Consider the following 23282-nt stretch of genomic DNA (forward strand, 5'->3'; position numbering starts at 1 on the left):
GCAGGGATGGGAGGGTCAAACCGGAGGGGGGATACGGTGCATCCCGGAGTTGCGGGTGAGGGGGGCAGCGAATCGGAGGGACGAGCTCCGCGAGTCCTCCATCCGTTGCACCATTCCGCTGCGGCCTCGTGGAACCCGGCCCTCCGGGGCGACGCTCCGCGAGAATCGCACCTTTCCCCACAACTTCGGGATGCATGGTGGGGGGATGGGCCCTGGGAAGGCGGGTCAGGGCGCGCGCAACTGGGCGGCGCGCTGGCGGAAGGCGGTGGCGGAGGAGGGGAAGGTTTGGGCGAGGGTTTCGTAGACGTGGGAGGCCTGGTCGCGTCGGCCGAGGGATTCTGCGAGGCGGGCGGCTTCGAGGCCGGCGCGATTGACCCAGAAGGGGGAGGCGAGTTCGCCGGGGCGGAGGTTGCGGAAGTGGAAGACATTGAGGTGATGGGCGAGGGCTTCCTCGATGCGGGTCTGGCGCGGGGCGGGATCGAGGAGTGCGGCCTGTTTTTCGCGGACCAGGCCGAGACCGACCTCGGCCTGGCTGCGGATGGAGACGGGGGCGTTCGGGGCCTGGAGGACGTCGAGGTAAAGGAGGGCGGCGTTGGTGTAGGCGGCGGGGGCGAGGGCCGGGTCGAGGGAGGCGGACTGGAGGTGGCAATCGGCGAGTTTGCCGCGGGCGAGGAGGGCTTCGCGGGTATGGGGGAGTTGTTCAATGAGGCGGGTGAAGGCCGTCATGGCGTCGCTGAGGCGGGAGTCGCTTTCGGGTTCCTCGATGAAGCAATCGCCGAAGGCGAACCAGGCCTGGGCGACGAGTTCGGGGGGGATGAGGGAGTTGGGGACGGCGGGGGGCCCGTTTTCGATGAGCCAGCGGAAGTAGTCCTTGGCATCCCGGTAGCCCTGGCGGACGAAGGCGGCGCGGCCGGCCATGAGGCGGGCCTCGTGGGTGAGGCGGGAGACGGGCCAGTTGGTGCGTTGGAAGACGATCTGGTAACTGGCTTCGGCGGCGACGAAGTTGCCTTGTCGGAAGTGGTGATCGCCGACCCAGACCTGGGCCTGGGGGGCGGACGGGTGGTCGGGGAAGCGGGCGAGGAAGTTGGTGAAGAGGGAATGGGCGCGGGCGTGGTCGGCGGCCTTGTAAGCGGCCCAGGCGCGTTCGAATTCGGCGCGAGCCATCCCGGAATGGTTGGGGTAGGAGCGGGTCCAGTCGTCGAGCTGGTGGAGGGCATTGGACCAGCTTCCGTCCTGGAGGAGGGACCGGGCGGCGGCGAGCTGGATTTCCGGGAGAGCCGGGGAGTTGGTGAACTGGGCTCCGAGGCGCTGGAGGAGGGTGCGGGCGCGGACCGGGGAATCGAGGCGGGCGAGGGTCTGACCGTAGAGGACACGGGTATCGTCGCGGAACTCGCCATTGGGGAATTCGACGACGGCGCGTTGGGCGAGATCGTGGGCGATGTCGTGCTGGCCGGCTTCGAGGGCGGCGAGGGCGCCCTGGTAGAGGGCGCGTTCGAGGATGGCGCCGCGCACGGGGGGGCGGCCGCCGAACTCGCGGATGAGGCGTAGGAAATGCTGGAGGGCGGGTTCGTGCTGGGCGGCCTGCTGGAGGCCGTCTGCGAGCTTGAAGATCGCGAGGGCCTGAAGGGGCGAGCCTTCGAGCCGGGCGACGGCGCGGGCGAAGGCATCGGTGGCGGGGCTGGGGCGTCCGGCGGCGAGTTCGGTCCAGCCGAGGTTGAACCAGGCGCGCCCTTCGAGAGCGGGGGACGGGGCGTTGGTGAGGACGAATTGGAGGAGGGAGCGGGCTTCGGGGAGGGCATTCGAGGAGGCCGGGGACGGTGGGCCGAAGTGCTGCTGGAGGCGGAGTTCGGCGAGGGCGACCCGGGCGGCGCTGGCGGTGAGGTCCTGGGGCGGGCCGGAGGCGAGGGACGAGAGGAGATGGATGGCGGGATCCAACTGGGGCGGGAGGAGGGGGAGTTCGGCGACGGCAAGGAGGGCATCGCGCCGCCAGGCGGCGGGGGCGTCGCTGGCGAGGTTGTTGGTCAGGGTGGCGAAGGCGTCCGCCATGCGGCCCGCCTGGCGGAGGACGTCGGCGCGCATGGCATGGCTGCGGGCGGCAAGGTCGCGGGAGGCGGCGGTATGGGCGAGGGCGAGGAGGTTGGAGGAGGCGACGAGGGCGGCGTCGGTCTGGCGTTGCGCGAGGAGGAGGGAGGTGGCGATCCACTCGCGGTCCCAGGCCTGGGAGGGGGTGAGGGGGCGATCGGCGAGGCGATCGAGGGTGAGGCGGGCGGTGGCGGGCAGGCCGGCTCGGATCTGGGCTTCGGCGAGGAGCAGTGTGCCGCGCACGGAGGACTCGTCATCGGGCTGGCGTTCGGCGGCGCGCCGGAAGGCGCCGTTGGGATCATCGAGGAGGGAGATGGCGCGCTCGAAATCGCGGGCGCGGAAGGTCGCCATGGCTTCGGCGAAGGCGGCCTGGAGGAGGAGGGGCGACTCGGGGGTTTCGGTCACCAGGCGGCGGTAGGCGCGGGCGGCATCGTGGAAGCGGTTTCCGTGGAGCTGGACTTCGCCAAGGAGATGGAGGGCCTGGTCCTTGAGGGAATCCCAACGTTCGAGGTGACGGGTCAGGGTCGCGATGGCGGCATCTGGTTGGCCGATATCGAGACGGGCTCGGGCCTCGATGAGGGAGGCGTGGGGGGCGAGGGGGGAATCGGGGTGGAGGCGGATGAACTCGGCGAAGTCGCTGGCGGCCTTTTCGGCGAAGCCGCCTTCGCGGGCGCGGATGGCGGCATCGAAGGCGATCTGCTGCCCGGGGGTCTGGCCGGGCGCGGGTGCGGAAGCCGCCAGGACGAGCAGGGCCAGGAAGGAGGCAAGGGCTGGGGCGGGGAGGAGGGGCATTACAGGGCGAGGGATGTGGCGGAGGGGTCCGTGGGGGGGAGGTGCCGGGCGAGGTAGGCGCCGGTATGGCTGTGGGGGCAGGCGGCGATGGTTTCGGGGGGGCCTTCGACGACGAGGCGTCCTCCTCCGGAACCTCCTTCGGGGCCGAGATCCAGGATCCAGTCGGCGGTCTTGATGACGTCGAGGTTATGTTCGATGACGACGAGGGTATTGCCGGCGTCGCGGAGTTTGAACAGGACCTCGAGGAGTTTGGCGACGTCGTGAAAGTGGAGTCCGGTGGTGGGTTCGTCGAGGAGGTAGAGGGTTCGGCCGGTGTACTTGCGGCTGAGTTCGGAGGCGAGCTTGAGGCGTTGGGCTTCGCCGCCGGAGAGGGTGGTGGCGGACTGGCCGAGACGGAGGTATCCGAGGCCGACATCGGCGAGGGTCTGGCAGGCGGCGTGGAGGGAGGGGATGGACCGGAAGAAGGTGTAGGCTTCGTCCACGGTGAGTTCGAGGACATCGGCGACGTTGAGGCCCTTGTAGGTGATTTCGAGGGTCTCGCGGTTGTAGCGGCGTCCGCCGCATTTCTCGCAGGTGACGTACACGGGGGGCAGGAAGTGCATGTCGATGCGGATGACGCCGTCGCCCTCGCAGGCTTCGCAGCGTCCGCCCTTCACGTTGAAGCTGAAGCGGCCCGGACCGTAGCCGCGGACGCGGGCGGCGGGGAGCTGGGAGAAGAGTTCGCGGATTTCGTTGAACATCCCGGTGAACGTGGCGGGATTGCTGCGGGGGGTGCGTCCGATGGGGGACTGGTCGATGACGACGAGCTTGTCGAGGCGCTCGGCGCCACGGATTTCGCGGTGTCCGCCCGGGCGTTCGCGGGAGCGGTACCAGAGGCGGAAGAGGGCGCGGCGAAGGATGTCGTCCACGAGGGTGCTCTTGCCGGAGCCGCTGACGCCGGTGACGCAAGTGAGGGTGCCGAGGGGGATGCGGGCGTCGATGCCGGCGAGGTTGTTGGCGGTGGCGCCGAGGATCTCGATCCAGCCGCGGTCGGGGGAGGGGGCCATGCGACGGCGGGGGACGGGGACCGAGAGTTCGCCGGTGAGGTAGCGGGCGGTGAGGGAATCGCGGCAGGCGAGCACCTGGTCGAGGGTGCCGGCGGCGACAACCTGGCCGCCATGGACTCCGGCGCCGGGGCCGAGGTCGACCAGGTAATCGGCCCTGCGGATGGTGTCCTCATCGTGCTCGACGACGAGGACGGAATTTCCGAGGTCGCGGAGGCGGAGGAGGGTTTCGAGGAGGCGGTCGTTGTCGCGTTGGTGGAGGCCTATGCTGGGTTCGTCGAGGATGTAGAGGACACCGACGAGGCCGGCGCCGATCTGGGTGGCGAGGCGGATGCGCTGGGCTTCGCCGCCGCTGAGGGTGCCGCTCTCGCGGTCGAGAGTGAGGTAGCCGAGGCCAACCTGACGGAGGAAGCCGAGGCGGGAGCGGATTTCGGAAAGGACATCGCCCACCACGGCGCGCTGGGCGGGGGGGAAGTCGAGTTCGGCGAAGAGCTGCCAGGCGTTGTCCACCGAGAGCCGGCAGACGTCCATGATGGACAGCCCTGGGACCGGGGTCGGGGGGGTATTGGAAGGAATGAATCGGGAGGCGAGTTCGCGGGTGCCGAGGGTGGCAGCGAGGACGGAGGGATTGAGGCGCAGGCCGTGGCAGGCGTCGCAATCGGTGGGGGCCATGAAGGCCTTGAGGCGGTTGCGGGTCAGTTCACTGTCGCTTTCGCGGTAGAGGCGGTCCAGGTGGGGGAGGACACCCTCGAAGGGGCGGCGGGCGGGGGCGGGGGCGTTGCCACGGATGAAGGGGAACTCGATCTCGGCGTCGCCCGAGCCATGAAGGAGGCAGTGGCGGACGGAATCGGGGAGGTCGTTCCAAGGGGTGTCGGGGGACTGGCCGGTGTGGGTGGCGACGCCACGGAGTAGGGTTTCGTAATAGGCGAGGAGGCGTTTGGGGCCGCGGCGCCAGGGCAGGATGGCGCCGTCGGCGAGGGACTTGGCGGGGTCAGGCACCACCAGGGCGGGATCGAAGACGAGCTTCTGTCCGAGACCTTGGCAGACAGGGCAGGCGCCGTGGGGGGAGTTGAACGAGAAGTGCTTCGGCGTGAGGGCATCGAAGCTGCGCCCGGTGGCAGGGCTGTAATGGCGGTTGGAGAGGCGCAATTCCTGCCACACTTCCGGCGCGGGCGAGGCGGGCGGTTGATGGAGGACCACCAGCACGCCTTCCCCCCATCGGAGGGACGTCTCGACGGAGTCGGTGAGGCGACCCCGGATGCGATCGTCCACGACGAGGCGATCCACCACGACATCGATGGTATGCGGCTTGCGGGGATCGAGGGGTGGGCGCTGCGGATCCGCCAGTTCGTGAAGGGTGCCATCGAGACGAACCCGGACGAACCCCTCGCGGGCGAGACGTTCGAGGACATCGCGGAATTCGCCCTTCTCTCCGCGGACGATGGGGGCGAGAAGGATGACACGGGTACGCGGCGGGAAGGCGAGGAGCAGGTCGATCAGGTCGCTGGTGGTCTGGCGGCGAATCGGTTCGCCGCTGTCGGGACAGTGGGGTTGGGCGGCATTGGCGAAGAGAAGTCGCAGGTAGTCGAAGATTTCGGTGGTGGTGGCGATGGTCGAGCGGGGATTGGAGGCGGAGGTGCGCTGCTCGATGGCGATAGCTGGGGAGAGGCCTTCGATGAAGTCCACCTCGGGCCGGCGCAACTGGTCCAGGAATTGGCGGGCATAGGCGGAGAGGGACTCGACGTACTTGCGCTGGCCTTCGGCAAAGATGGTGTCGAAGGCGAGGGAGGACTTGCCCGAACCGCTGAGCCCTGTGAAGACAACCAGGCGATTGCGCGGCAGGGTGAGCGAGATGTTCTTCAGGTTGTGCTCGCGCGCGCCGCCGATGCGAATGACGTCCTGGGCCATAGTCCGGAATTTCGCGACTCGAATGACCCGTCATCCTACGGAGGGAGATCGACGGTGTCCACGGCGACGCAACGTGCCGATGGCAGGTCGCCAAGGTTGATTGGTGAATAGGGGGTGGCCCTTCATGCTGCTGCGTCCCCGTCTGCCTCCTGCCCCAGGCTCTAAAGAGGACCGTCCGCCCGGACAGGCGGCAAGGGGCAATTCAGGGAGCAACCCGATGGCCGCGGCGAGCCCTTGCAAGCCTCAGTTCAGTGCGTGCCGGCTTCGTGCTTCGTGGCGAAGGCGAAGGTGGCGCTGAGGATTCAGACTGCCGGGGCAACGGCGGTGTCGAGTCCGGATTCCTCGCGGCGAACGACGAGGACGGGACATGGGGTGTAGCGGACGACCTGTTCGGCAATGCTCCCCATGATGACATGTTTGAGCCCGGTGTAGCCGTGGGTTGAAATGACGACGAGGTCGGCGCCAAGTTCGCGGGCGACATCGGCGATCACCTTGGCGGGGCTTCCCTCGCGGACGAGGCTCTCGGCGGACAATCCAGTGGAGGTGGCCGTGGCGACCTGTGCGGACAGCTCTTTCTCGGCCCCGCCGCGCATTTCACGTTCGAGGGAGGTGAAGTCGATGGCGCCGAACTCACCGTAGGCGTAATTGACTTGGATTACGTGGAGGAACGTGAGACTCGCGCTGAACTGGCGGGCAAACGCGGTGGCATAGGCCACCGCCTTGCGGGAGTGAGTGGAGAAGTCCACCGGAACCAGGATTCGGCGAATACTCCCCAGTTCGGGGGATTGGCCGGCTTTTTCGAGGAGGGGATCGTCGTTTTGACCGAGTTCCACCACCACATTGCCTGACTTCGTCGGTTTGATTTTCATGGCGCGTGCGGGTTGGAGGGTGGATGTCACTGTGTTTGGGGTGGGGTGGGGGTGCAATGCAAAATCCGCCGGGCGTCCTGTGGTCCCGATGCATAGCGGGCCAATCCTGGGATGCCCTGAAGCCGCCCTTTATCCCACCGCGTCAACGCGGAGATCCCTCAGCACGGTCAGCCCCGGGATGGGGGCGCCCCGAATGGTCCGCGCGCCGCTCTTGCGCCGCTGGCCGAACTTGTCCCGGTGCCGCTCCCACATCTGGTCCACGAACTCCTTCGACCCAAGAAACACTCCATCGGTCATGTGCCGGATCCGCAACCGCAGGATCTGACCCAGCGGTAGTTGACCGCCCCGCGCCAGTTCCGCCCGGATCGCCTCCGGGTCCAGCACCCGCTTGTCGCTGCGCCCCGACGTCCCACCAATCACGTAAAGCGCCAGGCGATATTCTGCTGACGCGGCGCTCCAGTCGGAGGTCCCCAAAAAGCCCATGATTCCGCGACGGATGACCTTGTCGCCGGTGAGGGCGGCGGCGTAGCCGCAGAAGCGGTAGTCCTTGGGATCGTTTACCAGGCCTGCGCGGACGGGGTTGAGGTCGATATAGGCGGCGATGGCGCGGAGGGTGCTGGGACAGTCCTCCACCAGGACACTGCGGAAACGTTCGCCCCAGAGGTAGCCGGTGCGGTCGTGACGGCGGTTGTACCAGCGGGAGAAGCGTTGCTTGAACTCCTGGAGGAAGATGGAGAGATCGGCGATGCGGGAGAGGACGGCCTGGCGGATGTCGTCTGGGATGGGTTGGCCCTTGTTGAGGGCGGCGCGGGCGAGGGAGGGAAGGGTGGCCTTGGGGCCGTAGAAGTCCTCGAGTTTGGCGAGGATGACGTCGTCCGGGATGGAGTCGGGAAGGGGTTTGGGGGGGACGCGGATGAGGAGATGGAAGTGGTTGGACATCATGCAGAAGGTGATGACGTCGATGTCGCAGAAGCGGGCGAGGTGATGGAGGATGTTGAGAAGTTTGTGCTTGGCGGAGTCGTCGAGGAGAGGGAGGCGGCCGGCGACGCGGGACATGCAGTGATAGACTGCAGGGAGGGAGGGATCGGCTTTGATGCGAGGGATTCTCATGGGGAGAAGGCGGGAGGGCTGTGAATTGGGAACGCGTGCCATGCAGTTGAACTGGATGACGGGGAGGGACGGTAACCAGCCCGCTTGCGGCGGATCAATATCATTATGACAGGCGATTTGTAGGAGGCGTGACCCACTACAGCTCCGCTGCTAGTCTGCGGCATGGCGTTCGATTCGTTCCGCGACTGGGTTCAACACCTCGACCAAGCCGGTGAATTGAGGCGGATACCGGAGCCGGTGGCCACCGAACTGGAAATCACCGCGCTTGCCGACCGGGAGATGAAGAAGTCAGGTGGTGGCCAGGCGCTGCTCTTTGAGAACCCCACCGTCAACGGCGAACGAAGCCCCTTTCCCGTTGCCATCAACACCCTCGGTTCGTGGCGCCGCATGGCCCTCAGCATGGGCGCCGCCTCGGTCGATGAAGTTGCCGACGAGTTGGGCACGCTCGTCAAGGCCAAGCCCCCCACCTCGATCCGTGATGCCATGCGACTCCTTGGTACCGCCATTGAATTGCGTCACGCCCGCCCCAAGGTGATCCGCGACGGTCCATGCAAAGAGGTCATTCACCGCTTCGATCCCGCCGAAACCCGCACCACCCCGTGGCCCCCAGCCCCAGACATTCTGGCCAACTCCAATGGGCTCGCCGTTCCGTCAGGTCCGGTTCCCACCTTGCTGAACCTTCCGATTCTCCGGTGCTGGCCACTCGACGGCGGTCGCTTCGTCACGCTGCCATGCGTGGTGACCCAGGATCCCGACACCGGGGACCGCAACGTCGGCATGTATCGGATTCAAGTCTACGATGACCGCACCACCGGGATGCACTGGCAGTTGCAGAAGGTTGGCGCGCGCCACGGACGCCGGTACTACGAGACCGGCACCCGCATGCCTGTCGCCGTGTTTCTCGGTGGGGATCCGATGTTCCCCTTTGCGGCCACCGCCCCGCTTCCCGACGGACTCGATGAATTCCTTCTCGCCGGCTACCTGCGAAAGAAGTCCGTCTCGCTAGTCAAGTGCGAGACCAATGACCTCCTCGTTCCCGCCAACGCCGATTTCGTCATCGAAGGCTACGTGGACCCACGGGAACCTCTTCGGGAGGAGGGCCCCTTCGGCGATCATACCGGGTTCTACACCCTCCCCGATCCGTACCCGGTCTTCCACGTCACGGCCATCACGCATCGCAAGAATGCCGTGTATCCGGCCACCATCGTGGGCCAACCGCCGATGGAGGACTTTTACATCGGCGGCGCCTCGGTGAAGCTGTTCCTTCCGGTGTTCAGGATGAACTTTCCGGAGATCGTTGACATTGCGCTCCCCGCCGAGGGCGTCTTCCACAACCTGGTCTTCGTCAGCATCCGCAAGACCTACCCCATGCAGGCCTACAAGATCATGCACGGGCTCTGGGGCATGGGGCAGATGATGTTCTCGAAGTACCTCGTCGTGGTGGACGACGATGTCGATGTCCACAACACCAGCGAGGTCCTCTTCCGCCTCTGCGCCAACACCGATCCGCAACGGGACTGCCTGTTTACCCGCGGGCCCGCGGACGTCCTTGATCATGCCACGCCGGACGTTGCCATCGGCACCAAGCTCGGCATCGACGCCACCCGGAAGCTCCCGGGTGAAGGCTTCCGACGCGCCTGGCCGCCGCTGATCCGCATGGATCCTGCCATCCTGGATCGTGTGCGGACGCTATTCGACAGGCCGTCGGAAGAGTGATCTCCCAGAACCGCCGCTCATGAGGTCGAAAGGGAGATGACGCAACGTCTTGAGGATGTGCGGAACTCGTCCTTCCGGACATCGCGGGTGGGGGCTGTCCGTTCGTCCGGATCAACGTCCGGTCTCCTCGACGCGATAGAGCATGGTGCGCGAACGCAGCACCAGCGCGTCGCCGATTGCCGCGGGTGACGCCATAAAGCCGTCCCCGAGCTCGTTGTCCGCCAGTTTGCGAAACGTCCGGCCGGCCGACACCACAGTGGTCTTCCCCTCTTCGTTGAGGAAGTAGATCCGCCCGTCGGCCAGGATCGGCGAGGCCGAATGATTGCCTCCGATCCGTTCGTTCCAGAGCACCTCGCCGGTGGCCGCATCCCAGCACGTTGCCACGCCGCCATCCTCGATCCCGAACAGCAAACCCTCGTGCAGCAGCAGGGACGGCTTTTTCGGGGCGCCCCGCCGGGTGCTCCACTGGACCGCGAGTTGGGAGCCCTGGAGTGCTGCAACGTTGGCGTCGATCACCTCCCCGGCCCGGCCCGGCCGCAGTGCCAGCACCTGTCCTTGCGAAAAGCCGGTGGTGACGAAGATCCGGCCGGCTGCGTAGAGCGGGCGGGTGCTGGCGGAATGATTCAGCCGCTCCTCCACCCGCCACAACTCGGTCCCGGTCTCTGGCAGGTAGGCATAAATCGCCTTGGCTCCCTGGCTGATCAGCGTCGGGACCCCATCGATCCGCGCCACGTGGGGGGTTGCATAGGCTTTTCGGAAGTCCCCCTCGGCTTCGGGTTCCCCGTTCGGGAGGAGATCCTTGAAGTCGATGGACCGCTCCACGCGCCACACCGTCTCGCCCGTGTGCTTGTCCAGTGCCACCACGAACTGGGCGTCGCTCCCGTCGAAATGCATCAGGAGGAGATCCCCGTACAGGATCGGCGATGACCCGGCCCCCCGGAAGTGATTGCAGACGAAGTCCCGGCGTTCCCAGCGCACCCGCCCGGTCACGGTGTCTAGACTGGCGGTTCCCGGCGAACCGAAGGTGATGTAGAGGCGCCCCTCCTCCACCACCGGGGTGGGCGAGGCATAGCTATTGAAGCGATGGCAGAACTGCGGCTCCTCGACCGTGAACAGTTTCCGATCGAGCCGGATCGCCCCCGACGAGGCATCGACGGACACCACGGACAATTCCCGTCCGTCCTCCGTCGCGGTTGCCAGCCAGATGGTGTCGCCCCAGATCACGGGTGAAGCCCAACCCTTCCCGTGAATCGATGTCGCCCAGCGCACATTGTGCTGCTCGTCCCACTGGATCGGCGGACGCGTTCCCCGGGCGATCCCATCCCCTTCCGGGCCCCGGAACTGCGGCCAGTGGGGCGCGGCGGACACGGCGACGAGAGAGGATCCCAAGGCGACAACGGCGAGGCGGGCGGCACGATGCATGCGACACGTTAGGGCGACCGGCGGGGATGGGGCGACGATTTTTGCCCACTCTGCGGTTGCCGTACGCCGTCCGTTTGCTACCAATGTCACCGATGTTCCTCGTGAGGCACTCCAGCCGAGCTGGATTTCCCGAAGCGCCCGCTTCGGGAAGGGATGCCTCTTTGAGTTCTCTCTCCAGCCGCTTGGCGGCCTGTCGCCCGTCTGGGGGCAGGACCCGCCGCTGACCCCGGCAGGCCCTGGCCCCTTCCTCCAGCCACTGCGCCGATCATCGGTGCTCGAAGGCGCGAGGATCCGGACCACCCGAAACCCCGTTATCCCATTCCCAAACGCCCCATTCTGCCATGAGCAACAATCCTCAAATCGTCGTGTCGGAAACCGATGCCCATCACCTTCGCGTCCTTGTCAGCAGCCCGCCCAAGGGAGTCGATGCCGCCAGCATCGACTGGCTTCGCGCCGAACTCGATCGCGCCCGGATCGTTGCCGATGATCAAGTGCCGGACGATGTGGTTTCGCTGCATTCCACGGTGGAGGTCGAGGACCTGACGGACGGCGAAATCGACACCTACACCGTGGTGCTCCCCGCCGAGGCGGATCCCGCCCGGGGCCGCATCTCGATGCTCGCCCCCCTCGGGATGGGCATGATTGGTTATCGCGCTGGCGCGGAGTTCGAATGGCCGGTGCCGGCGGGCATGGCCCGGTATCGCATTCACCGCATTGTCACCAAGGATGCGGCGCCCGCCGCCCCGCCGCCGTCACCCTTCCCCATCCCGTCCCTCCGATGAATCGCGGGGCGGTCGTTCCCCAAACAGGGCCGTGCCGATTCGCACCAGGGTGGACCCCTCCTCGATGGCCACCTCGAAGTCGCCGCTCATGCCCATGCTAAGCACGGACAGCGGTGCGCCCAGCATCTGAGCGGCCTCCTGGGCGAGTTCCCGGCACCGGCGAAACACGGGGCGGACCGTCTCCGCCCGGGTGGCGTAGGGTGCCATGCACATGAGCCCGTGGATCTCCAGACGCCGCAGCGCGTTCAACTCCGGCAGTTCCTCGATCAGCCGCGCTGGAGCGTAGCCAAACTTGGTGGATTCGCGGGCCACGTTCACTTCGATCAGAACCCGGACAGTGCGTGCCGCCGCCTCGGCACGGCGTTGCAGATCGCGGGCGAGTTCCAGGCTGTCCACACTCTGGATCATCTCGAACAGCGATACCGCGTCCCGGACCTTGTTCGATTGCAGATGTCCGATCATGTGCCAGCGGAGGCGACCCGGGCAGCGGGGAATCTTCAAGCGTGCCTCCTGAACACGGTTCTCCCCGAACAGGCCTACTCCCAATGCTGCCAGGGCCGTCACCGAGGCGGGCGGATGATTCTTGCTCACGGCCAGCAACTCGACGGTTGCTGGATCGCGTCCCACCCGTGCGCACGCCGCTTCGATCCTCTCCCGTATCCCAGCCAGATTCTCAGCCAGATCCACCGGCGCAGGTTACGAAACCGGGCGCCACGGCGGAATCGCGAATCCGCCCGCCCCAACCGTGCGTATCTACAGCAGGGTACCGTTATTGACTGGACGTGCCAGCCCCCCCCACCCCCTGAAACTCATTGGCGGCGGCAGGCGATCCAGCGCCTTGGCGGTCAACAATACTTACTTAATAATGGGCCAGGCATACTGCAATAGTTCGTCAAGTAACTCTGCCGGGCGCATTATTTGAGCAATTAGGTCAATTATATTTATACTGGCGCTTTATAGAGAAAGCTTCGGTATAGGCGTTGACCCTCGCGAGTGGGCGGCGTTTGATCCTCGGGGCCGCGAGCCGTTCCCACACGCCCGCTCCATCCTCCCGCCCAGCCCGAGCCATGCGAACCCGGTTTTCCGCCCACGCCTTCGTCGTCCCGCTCACTCTCACGGGCACCCTGCTCGCCAGACCAGCACTCCCCGCGGTTCCGCTCTATGGGGAGCCGTGGCGGCCCCAGTTCCATTTCACGCCGGAAAGGAACTGGATGAATGACCCGAACGGGATGGTGGTGTACGACGGCGAGTACCACCTCTTCTACCAGTACAACCCCTTCGGCGACCGCTGGGGTCACATGAGCTGGGGCCATGCGGTGAGTCGCGACCTGGTCCGCTGGGAACATCTGCCCCTCGCCCTCGCCGAGGAGGACGGGGTGATGATCTTCTCCGGGAGTGCCGTGGTGGACTGGCACAACACCAGCGGCTTCGGGACGGCCACCCAGCCTCCGCTGGTCGCCATCTACACCGGCCACCACACGACTCGCCCGCTCCAGGATCAACAGATCGCCTACTCGACCGACCGGGGCCGCACATGGACGAAGTACGCCGGCAATCCGGTGCTCGACCTTGGCCTGGCGGACTTCCGAGATCCGAAGGTCTTCTGGCACGAACCCACGTCGCGATGGATCATGGCGGTCGCCCTCCCGGTCGATCGAAAGATCAGTTTCTACGCCTCCCCAAACCTCAAGGCATGGACGCACATGAGCGACTTCGGTCCCGCCGGCTCGGTGGCCGGCATCTGGGAATGCCCGGACCTGTTCCCGCTGCCTGTCGAGAACGGACGCGGACGTGACCGCTCCCGCTGGGTTCTGATTGTCAATGTCGGCTCCGGCGCCCCGGCCGGCGGTTCGGGTTGCCAGTACTTTGTGGGTTCCTTCGACGGCACCCGGTTCACGCTTGATCCCGATTCCCTTCCCCCGTTCCAACCCGCGGTCGCCCCTGAGGGACGCCTGCTCGCGGATTTCGAGGGTTCCGACTACGGGGCCTGGACGGCGACCGGGGACGCCTTCGGTTCTGGCCCCGCGAGGGGCGCGTTTCCGGGCCAGCAGCCGGTTACCGGCCATCGGGGGGAAGGTCTGGTCAACACGTTCCGGGGCGGCGACGGGCCCCAAGGCACGCTCACCTCGCCGGAATTCGAGATCGACCGCGATCACCTCAATTTCCTCATCGGCGGCGGTGCTCATCCGGGTCGCACCTGCCTCAACCTCCTGGTCGACGGTCAGGTTGTCCGCACTGCCACCGGCGACGCCGCGGAACGCCTGGACTGGAAATCCTGGAACGTCCGCGAGCTTCGTGGCCGGCGTGCCGTCCTTGAGATCGTTGATCGCGAATCCGGCGGATGGGGCCACATCAATGTCGATCACCTGGTCCTTGCCGACGCCCCGGCCCGGCCGGCCGTGACGCCGGCGCTCTGGGCCGACTGGGGACCCGATTTCTACGCCGCGGTATCATGGTCGGATGTTCCGGCCCGGGATGGCCGCCGGTTGTGGCTCGGATGGATGAGCAACTGGGAATACGCCCAGGACGTTCCGACCTCGCCATGGCGCAGTGCCATGACGGTTCCCCGCTCCATCACCCTTCGGCGCATCCCCGACGGGCTCCGACTCGTCCAGCGTCCGGTGCGGGAACTGGAATCCCTGCGCCAGCCGGGTCGCCGTCTCGGCCGTTCCTCGGTCGCCGCGGCCAACGCCTGGCTGGCCGCCGGGGGCGATGCGGGTGAACTCCTGGACGTGCGCCTCGAATGGCGCGGACTCGGTGAGACCGACACCTGCGCCGTGCGCATCCTTGGGGTGGACGGCGAGGAAGTCGTGGTGGCCTATGACGCAGCCGGGGGGCGCCTGCGTCTGGACCGAACCCGTTCGGGCCGGGTGGATTTTCACGCACGCTTCGCCGGGGTGGCAGAGGCGCCCTGGCGAAGCCGGGACGGGCGTCTCGGGCTTCAACTGCTCATCGATACGTCGTCCGTCGAGGTGTTCGCCCACGACGGCGAAGTGGTCTTCAGCAGCCTGATGTTTCCCGCGGCGACCGGCCGTCGGATCGAGTTGTCCGCCGAGGGGAATCGTGTGCGGGTGCAGCGCTTGGAGATACAGCCCCTCGGATCGATCTGGTCGGGGTCCACGCCTTCCACCCACGAAAACCTTGGAGGCGGCGGGCGGGTTCACTAGCGTCCGGGCTTCCAGAAACAACTCATATGAAACCGCTTCGCATCGGCATCATCGGCTACGGCTTCATGGGCCGCGCGCACTCCAACGCCTACCGCAAGGTCTCGAACTTCTTCGATCTGGAATACCAGCCGGTGTTGCAGGCGGCCTGCGCCCGGGACGAGGCGAAGGTGAAGGATTTCGCGAAGCGCTGGGGTTACGCCTCGGTGGAGACCGACTGGAAGAAGCTGATCAAGCGGGACGACATCGATGTGGTGGACATCGCGGTGCCGAACAACCTGCACGCCGAGATGGCGATCGCGGCGGCCAAGGCCGGCAAGATGATCCTCTGCGAGAAGCCGCTCGGCCTGAATGCGAAGGAGGCGGAGAAGATGGTCGAGGCGGTGACCAAGGCGAAGGTGCCAAACATGGTCTGGTACAACTACCGCCGTTGTCCGGCGGTGGTGCTGGCCAAGCAACTCATCGACGAGGGACGGCTGGGGAAGATCTTCCATTACCGGGCGAACTTCCTCCAGGACTGGACCATCAGCGCGGACTTGCCGCAGGGCGGGGCGGCGCTGTGGCGTCTGGACGTGAAGGCGGCGGGCTCGGGGGTGACCGGCGATCTGCTGGCCCATTGCATCGACACTGCCATGTGGCTCAACGGCGGGATCAAGGACGTTACCGCCATGACCGAGACCTTCATCAAGGAGCGCAAACACAACCTCACCGGAAAGGTCGAGAAGGTCGGCATCGATGACGCCTGCGCGTTCCTCTGCCATTTCCAGAACGGGTCGCTCGGGCTGTTCGAGTCCACCCGGTACGCCCGTGGCCACAAGGCGTTGTACACCTTCGAGATCAACGGCGAGCACGCCTCGATCAAGTGGGATCTGCACGACCTGCACCGGCTCGACTATTTCGATCACCGGGACCCCGGTGTCGTGCGCGGCTGGCGGAGCATCCATGTGAGTGACGGCGACCAGCCCTACATGAAGCATTGGTGGGTGCCCGGGCTGCAGATCGGCTACGAGCACAGCTTCGTCCACCAGGTTGCCGACTTCCTCAAGGGCCTCGAAACCGGGAAGCCCGCCAAACCCGACTTCAAGGACGGTCTGGCTTCGGATTACGTCGTCGATGCCGTGCTGGCCTCCGCCCGGACGCGAAGCTGGACGAAGGTCAAGCAGGTCAAGTGAGCGGCTACGGTGCGAGGCTCAGCGGGCGGACGCGGATGCCGTCGGTGATACGGTCGCCGGGATAGAGGATGACCGTGTCCCCTTCATCGAGTCCATCGAGGATCTGGGTGGCTTCCGGGCTGGCGTGTCCCGCCCGGACGGTCCGAAGCCGGGCCCGGCCGTCGATAATTCCATAGGCCGCCCAGTTCGTTCCCTGCCGGAAGAGCGCGCCCGAGGGGGCCCGCAGGGTGTCCATGGCGGACCATGTCACGATGTGGGCCTCGACACGGAACTGGTCCCCGAGCCCCGGGCGCTGTGCGGGCGGGGTGACAAGGTTGGCCACGACGTTCACGCGCTGTTCCTCGACGCCGAGGGCGGAAACCTTGGTGAAGGCGGCAGGTTCAACGTGCCGGACCCTGGCCTGAAGCGGTTGGGGGCCGCCCCAATGCGTCAGTTCGACCGGGGTCCCGGGGGCGATGGCCGCGCCGTCACGGGAGAGGACTTCGATGACCACTTCCAGGTCGGCGGGATCGCCAAGCTCGAGGATCGGAACACCAGGCGTGACGACGCGGGCGTTCTCCTCGAAGACGCGCAGGATCCGGCCTGACGTAGGGGCGAGGAGTTCGACCGGACGCGATCCGTCGGGGGCGTTGCCCGCGTCGGTGGGATAGTGGTCCGCAAGTTCGGCTTCAGCCTCCCGAAGGGCGCTTTCGGCGGCGGCGAGCTCCTGGGCGGCGGCCGCCTCGCGCCACTGGAAAGACTCGAGTTCCTGGGCGGAGACGGAGCCTTCCCGGAACAGTCGTTCGAAGCGCTCCCGGTCGCCCGCCGCGAACCGGAGGGCGGTGCGGGCTTTTTCGACCTGGGCGGCAATCGCATCGCGCCGTGCGACCGCCAAGGAACGGGATCGGGCGTCGAGCGGCGGCGGGCGAATGGGATCAATGATCGCGATGACCGTGGTTTGGGCCACCACTTCCGCGCCCTCCTTGAGCGGCAAGCGGCGGAGTTGTCCGGCGACCGGGGCGGAGACCCGGAAACGTTCGCGGATCCGGGTACGCCCTTCCTCCTGCACGACCGTGCGGAGTGGGCCACGGTCCACGATGCCCGTCTCGACCGGCACTGGGCGCGGCCGGAAGCCGGCGATCAGCAGGGCGATCAGAAGTCCTCCGAGAGCGTAGGGAATCCATCGACGGGGGCGGGTGTGGGGACGTCGTGCGGCAGGTTTTGAGGACGGCGCGTTGGGGGACATGGGCGGGAGCGGGTCGCCAGCGACGCGGGCTGTCGTAACGGGGGCTGCACCCGGCGTCCAGAAGTTCCCATGGACACAACACCGGGACCGGGACCCGAATCTTCCACTATTTGTCCAGTTGGAGTTGTTGGAGGGGAGCGGGGGAACAGACTGACGCGGGGCGTCAGTTTTATTATGCCAGGCCTATTGTTGGCAGGCGTCATCAAGATTTTGCCTGTCTAATAGTCTGCCTGACTAATTGTTGACTTGGCGCTGTCAGTAATATGGCGCCTGTCTAATTGTTTTTGGTCCTTGGATCAGTTAGGCCAAAAATTTTGCTCCCCTGAATCCTCCGGATCTCGGTAGATTTTGCGGACGATGTTGTCACAAAAGGCCAAGTACGGGATTCGGGCACTCCTGTACCTGGGGCGTCGCGGGGAAGGGGTTCCGGTGTTGATCCGCGAGATTGCGGAGCGGGAGCATCTGCCACGCAAGTTTCTGGAGGCGATCTTGTTAGAGTTGAAGGGGACGGGGATTCTGCACAGCCGGCCGGGGAAGGGCGGGGGATACACCTTGAATCGTCCACCGCGATCGATCGGGCTGGGCCGGGTGATCCGGCTGATTGACGGGCCGTTGGCCCCGATCCCGTGCGTAAGCCAGACGGCGTACGTGCCGTGCCGGGATTGTCTGGACGAGAAGACCTGCGTGGTCCGGGCGGTGATGAAGCGGGTGCGGGATGCGACGGCCCAGATTCTGGATGAGATCACGCTGGCGGATTTGCTGGAGGAAGAGGCCCAATTGGGGCGGGCGGCGACGGTGCTGGATTACACGATCTGAGCGGTGGGATGGGACCGGGTGTGGCCGGGCGTGGGATTGGGGCGGTTGGAATGCGGGACAGCGAACGATGGCGGATTTCTTACAGAACGTGGTGCCGACCTTCACCCTGCTGGGGGAGGAGGATCTGGGGCGCCTGGAGCGGAGCATCGTGCGGTCGGCGCGTCGGGCACCGATTGGGGTGATCATTCCGGCTTTGTTCAGCGACTTCTCGTCGGCGGCGATGGAGAACATTATCCGGGAGCTGGCGGGGATGGCGTTTGTGTCGAGGGTGTACATCAGCCTGGATCGGAGCACGCGGGACGAGTTTGAGCGGGCGCGTGAGATCATCCGGCCCCTGGGGTCGGTGGGGGTGCTGTTGTGGAACGACGCACCGGAGGTGCAGGCGGTGCTGGAGCGGATCGACCAGACGGTGCCGTTAGGGACGCGGGGCAAGGGTCGGGCGGTTTGGACGGCGCTGGGGTATGCGTTGGGAAAGGGGGAGGTATCGGTGCTGGCGTTTCACGACGCGGACATCCTGACCTACGACCGGGGTTTCCTGCTGCGGCTGCTGTATCCGGTGGTGCGGCTGCGGTACCAGTTCGCGAAGGGGTTTTATGCGCGGTACTCGGACCGGCTGCACGGGCGGGTTGGGCGGTTGTTCTACTTTCCGTTCGTCAAGGCGCTGAAGGACATCCTGGGGAAGCTGGACTTCCTCGAGTACATGTCCGACTTCCGGTATCCGCTTTCCGGGGAGTTCGCCACCTTTACGAGCATCGCCACGGATCTGCTGTTCCCGTGCGACTGGGGGATCGAGGTGGGGGTGTTGGCGGAGATGTACCGGGTGACACGTCCGCACCGGATCTGCCAGGTGGAGATCACGCGTCGGTACGATCACAAGCACCAGGACATCGGGGACGGGCCGGGGTCGGGGTTGCAGAAGATGGCCTCGGACATTGGCCGGACGTTTTTCACCCGCCTGTCGGCGGGGGGATCGATTCTGACCCTCGATTTTCTGCGGACGCTCAAGCACACCTACCTGGCGAATGCTCGATCGTATGTGCGGACCTACGAGGCCTACGCGGAGATGAACCACCTGGCGAAGTTCGACCGGCACCACGAGCTGGGATTGATCGAGGCGTTCGCCGGGGCGCTGGACCGGGCGTTTTCGGAGTACCAGGACCACCTGTTCGGGTCGCCGATGATCCCGGAGTGGCGGCGGATCGAGGGGGCTCTGGAGGGGGTGCTGCCGGAACTGGTGAATGCGTTCGAGTCCCAGACAGGTCCTGCGCCGGGCGTAGGAGGGGTCGGTTAGGCGAGAGGGAGGGTGACAGTCCTGCACAGAATGGCCCGCACACGATACAGAACGCTGCCCGGATTTGGGCTGACGCTGGGGTACACGTTGTTTTACCTGAGCCTGATCGTGCTGATCCCGCTGGGGGGGTTGTTTTTCAAGGTGGGGGAGATGACGTGGGGGCAGTTCTGGGAGGTGGCGATGCACCCGCGGGCGATGGCGGCCTACCGCCTGACGTTCGGGGCGTCGTTTGTGGCGGCGTCGATCAACGCGGTGTTCGGCACCATCACGGCATGGGTGCTGGTGCGGTATCATTTCCCGGGAAAGAAGCTGCTGGATGCACTGGTGGATTTTCCGTTCGCGCTGCCCACGGCGGTGGCGGGTCTCACGCTGGCGAGCCTGTTTGCGGCCAACGGATGGCTGGGACGTCACCTGGTGCCAATGGGGATCGAAGGGGCGTACACGAGGCTGGGGGTGGTGATTGCTCTGACGTTTGTGGGATTGCCGTTCGTGGTGCGGACGTTGCAGCCGGTGCTGGAGGATCTGGAACGGGAGACGGAGGAGGCTGCGGCGACGCTGGGGGCGGGGCGGCTGCGGACCTTTTTCCAGGTGATTGCGCCGACGCTGCTGCCGGCGTTGCTGACCGGGTTTGCGCTGGCGTTCGCCCGGGCGATTGGGGAGTACGGGTCGGTGATCTTCATTGCCGGCAACAAGCCGTACGAGTCGGAGATTGCGCCGCTGCTGATCGTGATCCGGCTGGAGGAGTACGACTACCCGGCGGCGATGGCCATTGCCGTGGTGATGCTGCTGGCGTCGTTTGCGGCACTGACGATCATCAACTTGCTCGAGCGTTGGGCCAGCCGGTACCAATCCTGAACCGAAACGACACCCAGTCATGGCAGGGCACATTCAACGGCGCCGCATCGAATCGGCGAGCAAGTCGGCGCGGGGCGCGGAGGAGACGCCCCTGGTGAAGTGGGCGTTGATCGGGGTGGCGGGGTTGTTCCTGGCGCTGTTTCTGCTGTTGCCGCTGGTGAACGTGTTTGCACAGGCGTTCGGCAAGGGGCTGGGGGTCTATTTCGAGGCGCTGCGACATCCGGACACCCTGGCGGCGGTGCGATTGACGTTGTTGGTGGCGGGAATTTGCGTGCCGATGAACGTGGTGTTCGGGGTGGCGGCGGCGTGGTGCGTGGCCAAGTTCGAATTTCGGGGCAAGGCGTTCCTGACCACACTGATCGACCTGCCGTTTTCGGTGTCACCGGTGGTGGCGGGGCTGATCTTTGTCGTGCTGTTCGGGCTGCAGGGGATTTTCGGGGAATGGCTGATGGAGCGGGACATCCAGATCGTCTTCGCGGTGCCGGGGATCGTGCTGGCCACGCTGTTCATCACCTTTCCCTTCGTGGCGCGGGAGTTGATTCCGGTGATGCAGGCCACCGGGACGGAGCAGGAGCAGGCCGCCATGACCCTGGGGGCGAGCGGGTGGCAGACCTTCTGGCGGGTGACGTTGCCGTCGGTGAAGTGGGGGTTGCTGTACGGGATCATCCTTTGCAATGCCCGGGCGATGGGCGAGTTCGGGGCGGTGTCGGTGGTGTCGGGACACATCACGGGCCAGACCGACACCATGCCCTTGCGGGTGGAGAAGCTGTACCACGAGTACAACGCGGTGGGTGCGTTTGCCGTGGCGAGTCTTCTGGCGGTGCTCGCGCTGATCACCCTGGCGATCAAGAGCTACCTCGAATGGAAGCAGGAGGCGCAGTTCGCGGAGGCTCAACGGGTGGCCGCCTCCGAGGAACTGCCGACGGCGGAGTCGTCATGAGCATCGAACTGAAACGGATCTCGAAGCGGTTCGGCGACGTGGTCGCCGTGGACGACGTGACCTTCACGGTTGGGGAGGGCGAACTGGTGGCGCTGCTGGGTCCGAGCGGTGGAGGCAAGACGACGGTGCTGCGCATGATTGCGGGGCTCGAATTGCCGACATCGGGAGACATCCTCATCCGGGGACGGCGGGTGAACGATCTGCCGGTGCAGCGACGGAACATCGGGTTCGTGTTCCAGAACTACGCCTTGTTCAAGACCATGTCGGTCTTCGACAACATCGCGTTTGGTCTGCGGATCAAGAAGTGGCGTCAGGCCCAGATCGAGGAGCGGATTGGCGAGTTGATGGAGCTGTTCGATCTGAACGGGCTTCGGAAGCGCTATCCCCACCAGCTTTCGGGCGGGCAACGGCAACGGGTGGCCATCGCCCGGGCCCTGGCTCCGAAGCCTGGGGTGCTGTTGCTCGATGAGCCGTTCGGCGCGGTGGACGCCAAGATCCGGCAGGAATTGCGGGAATGGCTGGTGCGCCTCCACCACGAACTCAACGTCACCACGGTCTTCGTCACCCATGATCAGGAGGAGGCGATGGAGGTGAGCAACCGGATCGTCATCTTTTCGCGGGGTCGGATGGAGCAGATCGGCTCGCCGCGCGAGGTGTACGAGCAGCCCGCCAATGAGTTCGTAGCGCGGTTCATCGGCGTGATGAATGTGCTCGATTGCGTGGTGCATGACGGTCAGGCACGGGCCGGGGAACTGGCGTTCCCTGTCCCCAACGCCGCCAATGGCGCCCAGGTGCGCATCGGATTCCGGCCCTACGCTGTGGCCGTGTCCCGAAACGTACGGCACTACCCCCACCGCGCGACGCTCCGCCACACCTACTTCCTGGGCATCCTGTTGCGGGTCGAATTCGAGCTGCCTTCCGGATTGATCGTGCGGGCTCGCATGACCAAGGAGGAGCACGCCCAACTCGGCTTGACCGACGACTGCGAAGTCTCGTTGCAGATCAAGAGCTACCGGGTTCTGGCTCGGGACGATGCGCCGCTCGGTGCCGAATGGCCCGCCCCGGCCGAGGGGCCGATCCACATCGCCGAGAACATCTGAACCGCAACGCTGGCGAACCGGGATCGGTTGAGAAAGTGAACAGGAGTGACTGGGAGAAAATTGGCGACCCCACGGGGATTCGAACCCCGGTTACTGCCGTGAAAGGGCGGTGTCCTAGGCCTCTAGACGATGGGGTCGCCCGGAAGCGGCGGGCACTATAAGGAATGGGCCGGACCTGTCACCAGCAATTCCCAGGTTGGCTTCACACGCCGTGCATCCCGGAGGTGCGGGGAGAGGCGCGACCGCCGCTAAGCGTCGCTTTGGAGGGCTGAGTTCCACGAGGCCGCAACGGTGTGGAGCGTTGGATTGAGGACTCGCGGAGCTCGTCCCTCCGATTCGCGCCTCCTCATCCACAACTCCGGAATGCACCGGATCACACGGGGCATCTCCGTTTCTTGCGGCAGGACTGTCCAGCAACCCTTGGAGTCACCGCCTCTGCGGCTTCCTCCCCGAACAGGGCGAGAAGGCGCTTGCGGCGGTAGGCGAAGATTCGCTCGACATCGCGCCGCACGAAAAGCTTGTCGATCAACCAGCCTCCGCGTGGCCGGTACCGGACGACATCCCGGCACTGGGTGCCTCCGTCCCGTTCCTCGAAGGCATGGGTGTGATGCCACAGCGTGTAGGGACCGCGGCGCTGGACATCGACGAAGCGATGCGGCGGTTCCCATTCGGCGATCTCCGTCCGCCAGCGCAGAGGAATGCCGTGGACCCGGATGCGGTAGTCGATGAGGGCACCCGGGTGCATGGGGATGGGCTCCGGGGTGAGGACCTCGAAATGGAGCCAGGGCGGAGTGAGGGTTTGCAGGTTCCGAGCCGAGGCGAAGAAGGGGAAGACCTCATGGCGCGGCCGCGGGAGCCAGAGTTCGGATTCGAAGAGGGTCGCGCTCATGGTCCGGGGTCGAAGATCCACCTGCGAATCCCACCTGAGGTGGATCGAACCCTCGACATTGGGTCGTGTCCTATCACGAACAAATCTTAGACATCAAAAGAGCGAA

Annotated in this window: 17 protein-coding genes and 1 tRNA gene; 9 read left to right on the forward strand and 9 right to left on the reverse strand. The window is 65.9% G+C overall.

Annotated elements, in window-relative coordinates; all coding sequences use genetic code 11:
• Positions 1-225 precede the first annotated feature (225 nt).
• The 4 genes from KF833_08610 to KF833_08625 form a co-directional block, all read right to left on the reverse strand.
• Positions 226-2874, reverse strand: a complete 2649-nt coding sequence (locus tag KF833_08610; protein ID MBX3745359.1) for a tetratricopeptide repeat protein — start codon at positions 2872-2874, stop codon at positions 226-228.
• On the reverse strand, positions 2874-5825 hold the full coding sequence (uvrA, locus tag KF833_08615) for an excinuclease ABC subunit UvrA (protein ID MBX3745360.1): 2952 nt from the start codon (positions 5823-5825) through the stop codon (positions 2874-2876). Before uvrA ends, KF833_08610 begins: the two co-directional genes overlap by 1 nt.
• A 302-nt stretch (positions 5826-6127) precedes the next feature.
• A complete protein-coding gene (locus KF833_08620) occupies positions 6128-6694 on the reverse strand; it encodes a universal stress protein (GenBank protein ID MBX3745361.1) in 567 nt (188 codons plus the stop codon).
• Between the two features lie 129 nt (positions 6695-6823).
• Positions 6824-7804 carry a transposase gene (locus KF833_08625; protein MBX3745362.1) on the reverse strand — a complete coding sequence of 327 codons (981 nt, stop codon included), beginning with the start codon at positions 7802-7804 and terminating at the stop codon, positions 6824-6826.
• Positions 7805-7966: 162 nt separating this feature from the next.
• Here KF833_08625 and KF833_08630 point away from each other — a divergent pair, with 162 nt between their 5' ends.
• Positions 7967-9520 (forward strand): UbiD family decarboxylase, encoded by a 1554-nt coding sequence (locus KF833_08630; GenBank protein ID MBX3745363.1) that lies wholly within the window; start codon positions 7967-7969, stop codon positions 9518-9520.
• Positions 9521-9631: 111 nt separating this feature from the next.
• Here the strand turns inward: KF833_08630 and KF833_08635 are convergent, their stop codons facing one another.
• Positions 9632-10942 carry a PQQ-binding-like beta-propeller repeat protein gene (locus tag KF833_08635; GenBank protein ID MBX3745364.1) on the reverse strand — a complete coding sequence of 437 codons (1311 nt, stop codon included), beginning with the start codon at positions 10940-10942 and terminating at the stop codon, positions 9632-9634.
• Positions 10943-11283: 341 nt separating this feature from the next.
• On the opposite strand from KF833_08635, the gene KF833_08640 reads away from it, so the two are divergent.
• Positions 11284-11724 (forward strand): GreA/GreB family elongation factor, encoded by a 441-nt coding sequence (locus tag KF833_08640; GenBank protein MBX3745365.1) that lies wholly within the window; start codon positions 11284-11286, stop codon positions 11722-11724.
• On the opposite strand, the gene KF833_08645 is transcribed toward KF833_08640, so the two are convergent.
• Entirely contained in the window at positions 11695-12411 is a 717-nt protein-coding gene (locus tag KF833_08645) for a YggS family pyridoxal phosphate-dependent enzyme (GenBank protein ID MBX3745366.1), read from the reverse strand. The genes KF833_08640 and KF833_08645 overlap by 30 nt on opposite strands.
• A 380-nt stretch (positions 12412-12791) precedes the next feature.
• Between KF833_08645 and KF833_08650 the strand changes: the two genes are divergently transcribed.
• The gene (locus tag KF833_08650) at positions 12792-14891 is read left to right on the forward strand and encodes a GH32 C-terminal domain-containing protein (GenBank protein ID MBX3745367.1); all 2100 of its coding nucleotides are present in this window, start codon (positions 12792-12794) and stop codon (positions 14889-14891) included.
• 26 nt (positions 14892-14917) lie between these two features.
• Positions 14918-16060 (forward strand): Gfo/Idh/MocA family oxidoreductase, encoded by a 1143-nt coding sequence (locus KF833_08655; protein ID MBX3745368.1) that lies wholly within the window; start codon positions 14918-14920, stop codon positions 16058-16060.
• 4 nt (positions 16061-16064) lie between these two features.
• Here KF833_08655 and KF833_08660 read toward each other — a convergent pair whose 3' ends face one another.
• Positions 16065-17285, reverse strand: a complete 1221-nt coding sequence (locus KF833_08660) for an HlyD family efflux transporter periplasmic adaptor subunit (protein ID MBX3745369.1) — start codon at positions 17283-17285, stop codon at positions 16065-16067.
• Between the two features lie 357 nt (positions 17286-17642).
• Between KF833_08660 and KF833_08665 the strand changes: the two genes are divergently transcribed.
• The 5 genes from KF833_08665 to KF833_08685 all read left to right on the forward strand — a co-directional run bounded on the left by KF833_08665 (position 17643) and on the right by KF833_08685 (position 22287).
• Positions 17643-18101, forward strand: a complete 459-nt coding sequence (locus tag KF833_08665; GenBank protein MBX3745370.1) for an Rrf2 family transcriptional regulator — start codon at positions 17643-17645, stop codon at positions 18099-18101.
• Positions 18102-18168: 67 nt separating this feature from the next.
• Positions 18169-19392 (forward strand): glucosyl-3-phosphoglycerate synthase, encoded by a 1224-nt coding sequence (locus tag KF833_08670; GenBank protein MBX3745371.1) that lies wholly within the window; start codon positions 18169-18171, stop codon positions 19390-19392.
• A 30-nt stretch (positions 19393-19422) separates the two neighbouring features.
• Entirely contained in the window at positions 19423-20247 is an 825-nt protein-coding gene (gene cysT / locus KF833_08675; protein MBX3745372.1) for a sulfate ABC transporter permease subunit CysT, read from the forward strand.
• 19 nt (positions 20248-20266) lie between these two features.
• Positions 20267-21187, forward strand: coding sequence for a sulfate ABC transporter permease subunit CysW (gene cysW / locus KF833_08680; GenBank protein MBX3745373.1), 921 nt, complete (start codon positions 20267-20269; stop codon positions 21185-21187).
• A complete protein-coding gene (locus KF833_08685) occupies positions 21184-22287 on the forward strand; it encodes an ABC transporter ATP-binding protein (GenBank protein ID MBX3745374.1) in 1104 nt (367 codons plus the stop codon). Before cysW ends, KF833_08685 begins: the two co-directional genes overlap by 4 nt.
• Positions 22288-22348: 61 nt before the next feature.
• Here KF833_08685 and KF833_08690 read toward each other — a convergent pair.
• Positions 22349-22424: transfer RNA gene (locus tag KF833_08690), tRNA-Glu, on the reverse strand.
• Between the two features lie 236 nt (positions 22425-22660).
• On the reverse strand, positions 22661-23176 hold the full coding sequence (locus KF833_08695; GenBank protein ID MBX3745375.1) for an SRPBCC family protein: 516 nt from the start codon (positions 23174-23176) through the stop codon (positions 22661-22663).
• Between the last annotated feature and the right edge of the window lie 106 nt (positions 23177-23282).

Source organism: Verrucomicrobiia bacterium, from assembly GCA_019634625.1.
Classification (GTDB): domain Bacteria; phylum Verrucomicrobiota; class Verrucomicrobiia; order Limisphaerales; family CAIMTB01; genus CAIMTB01.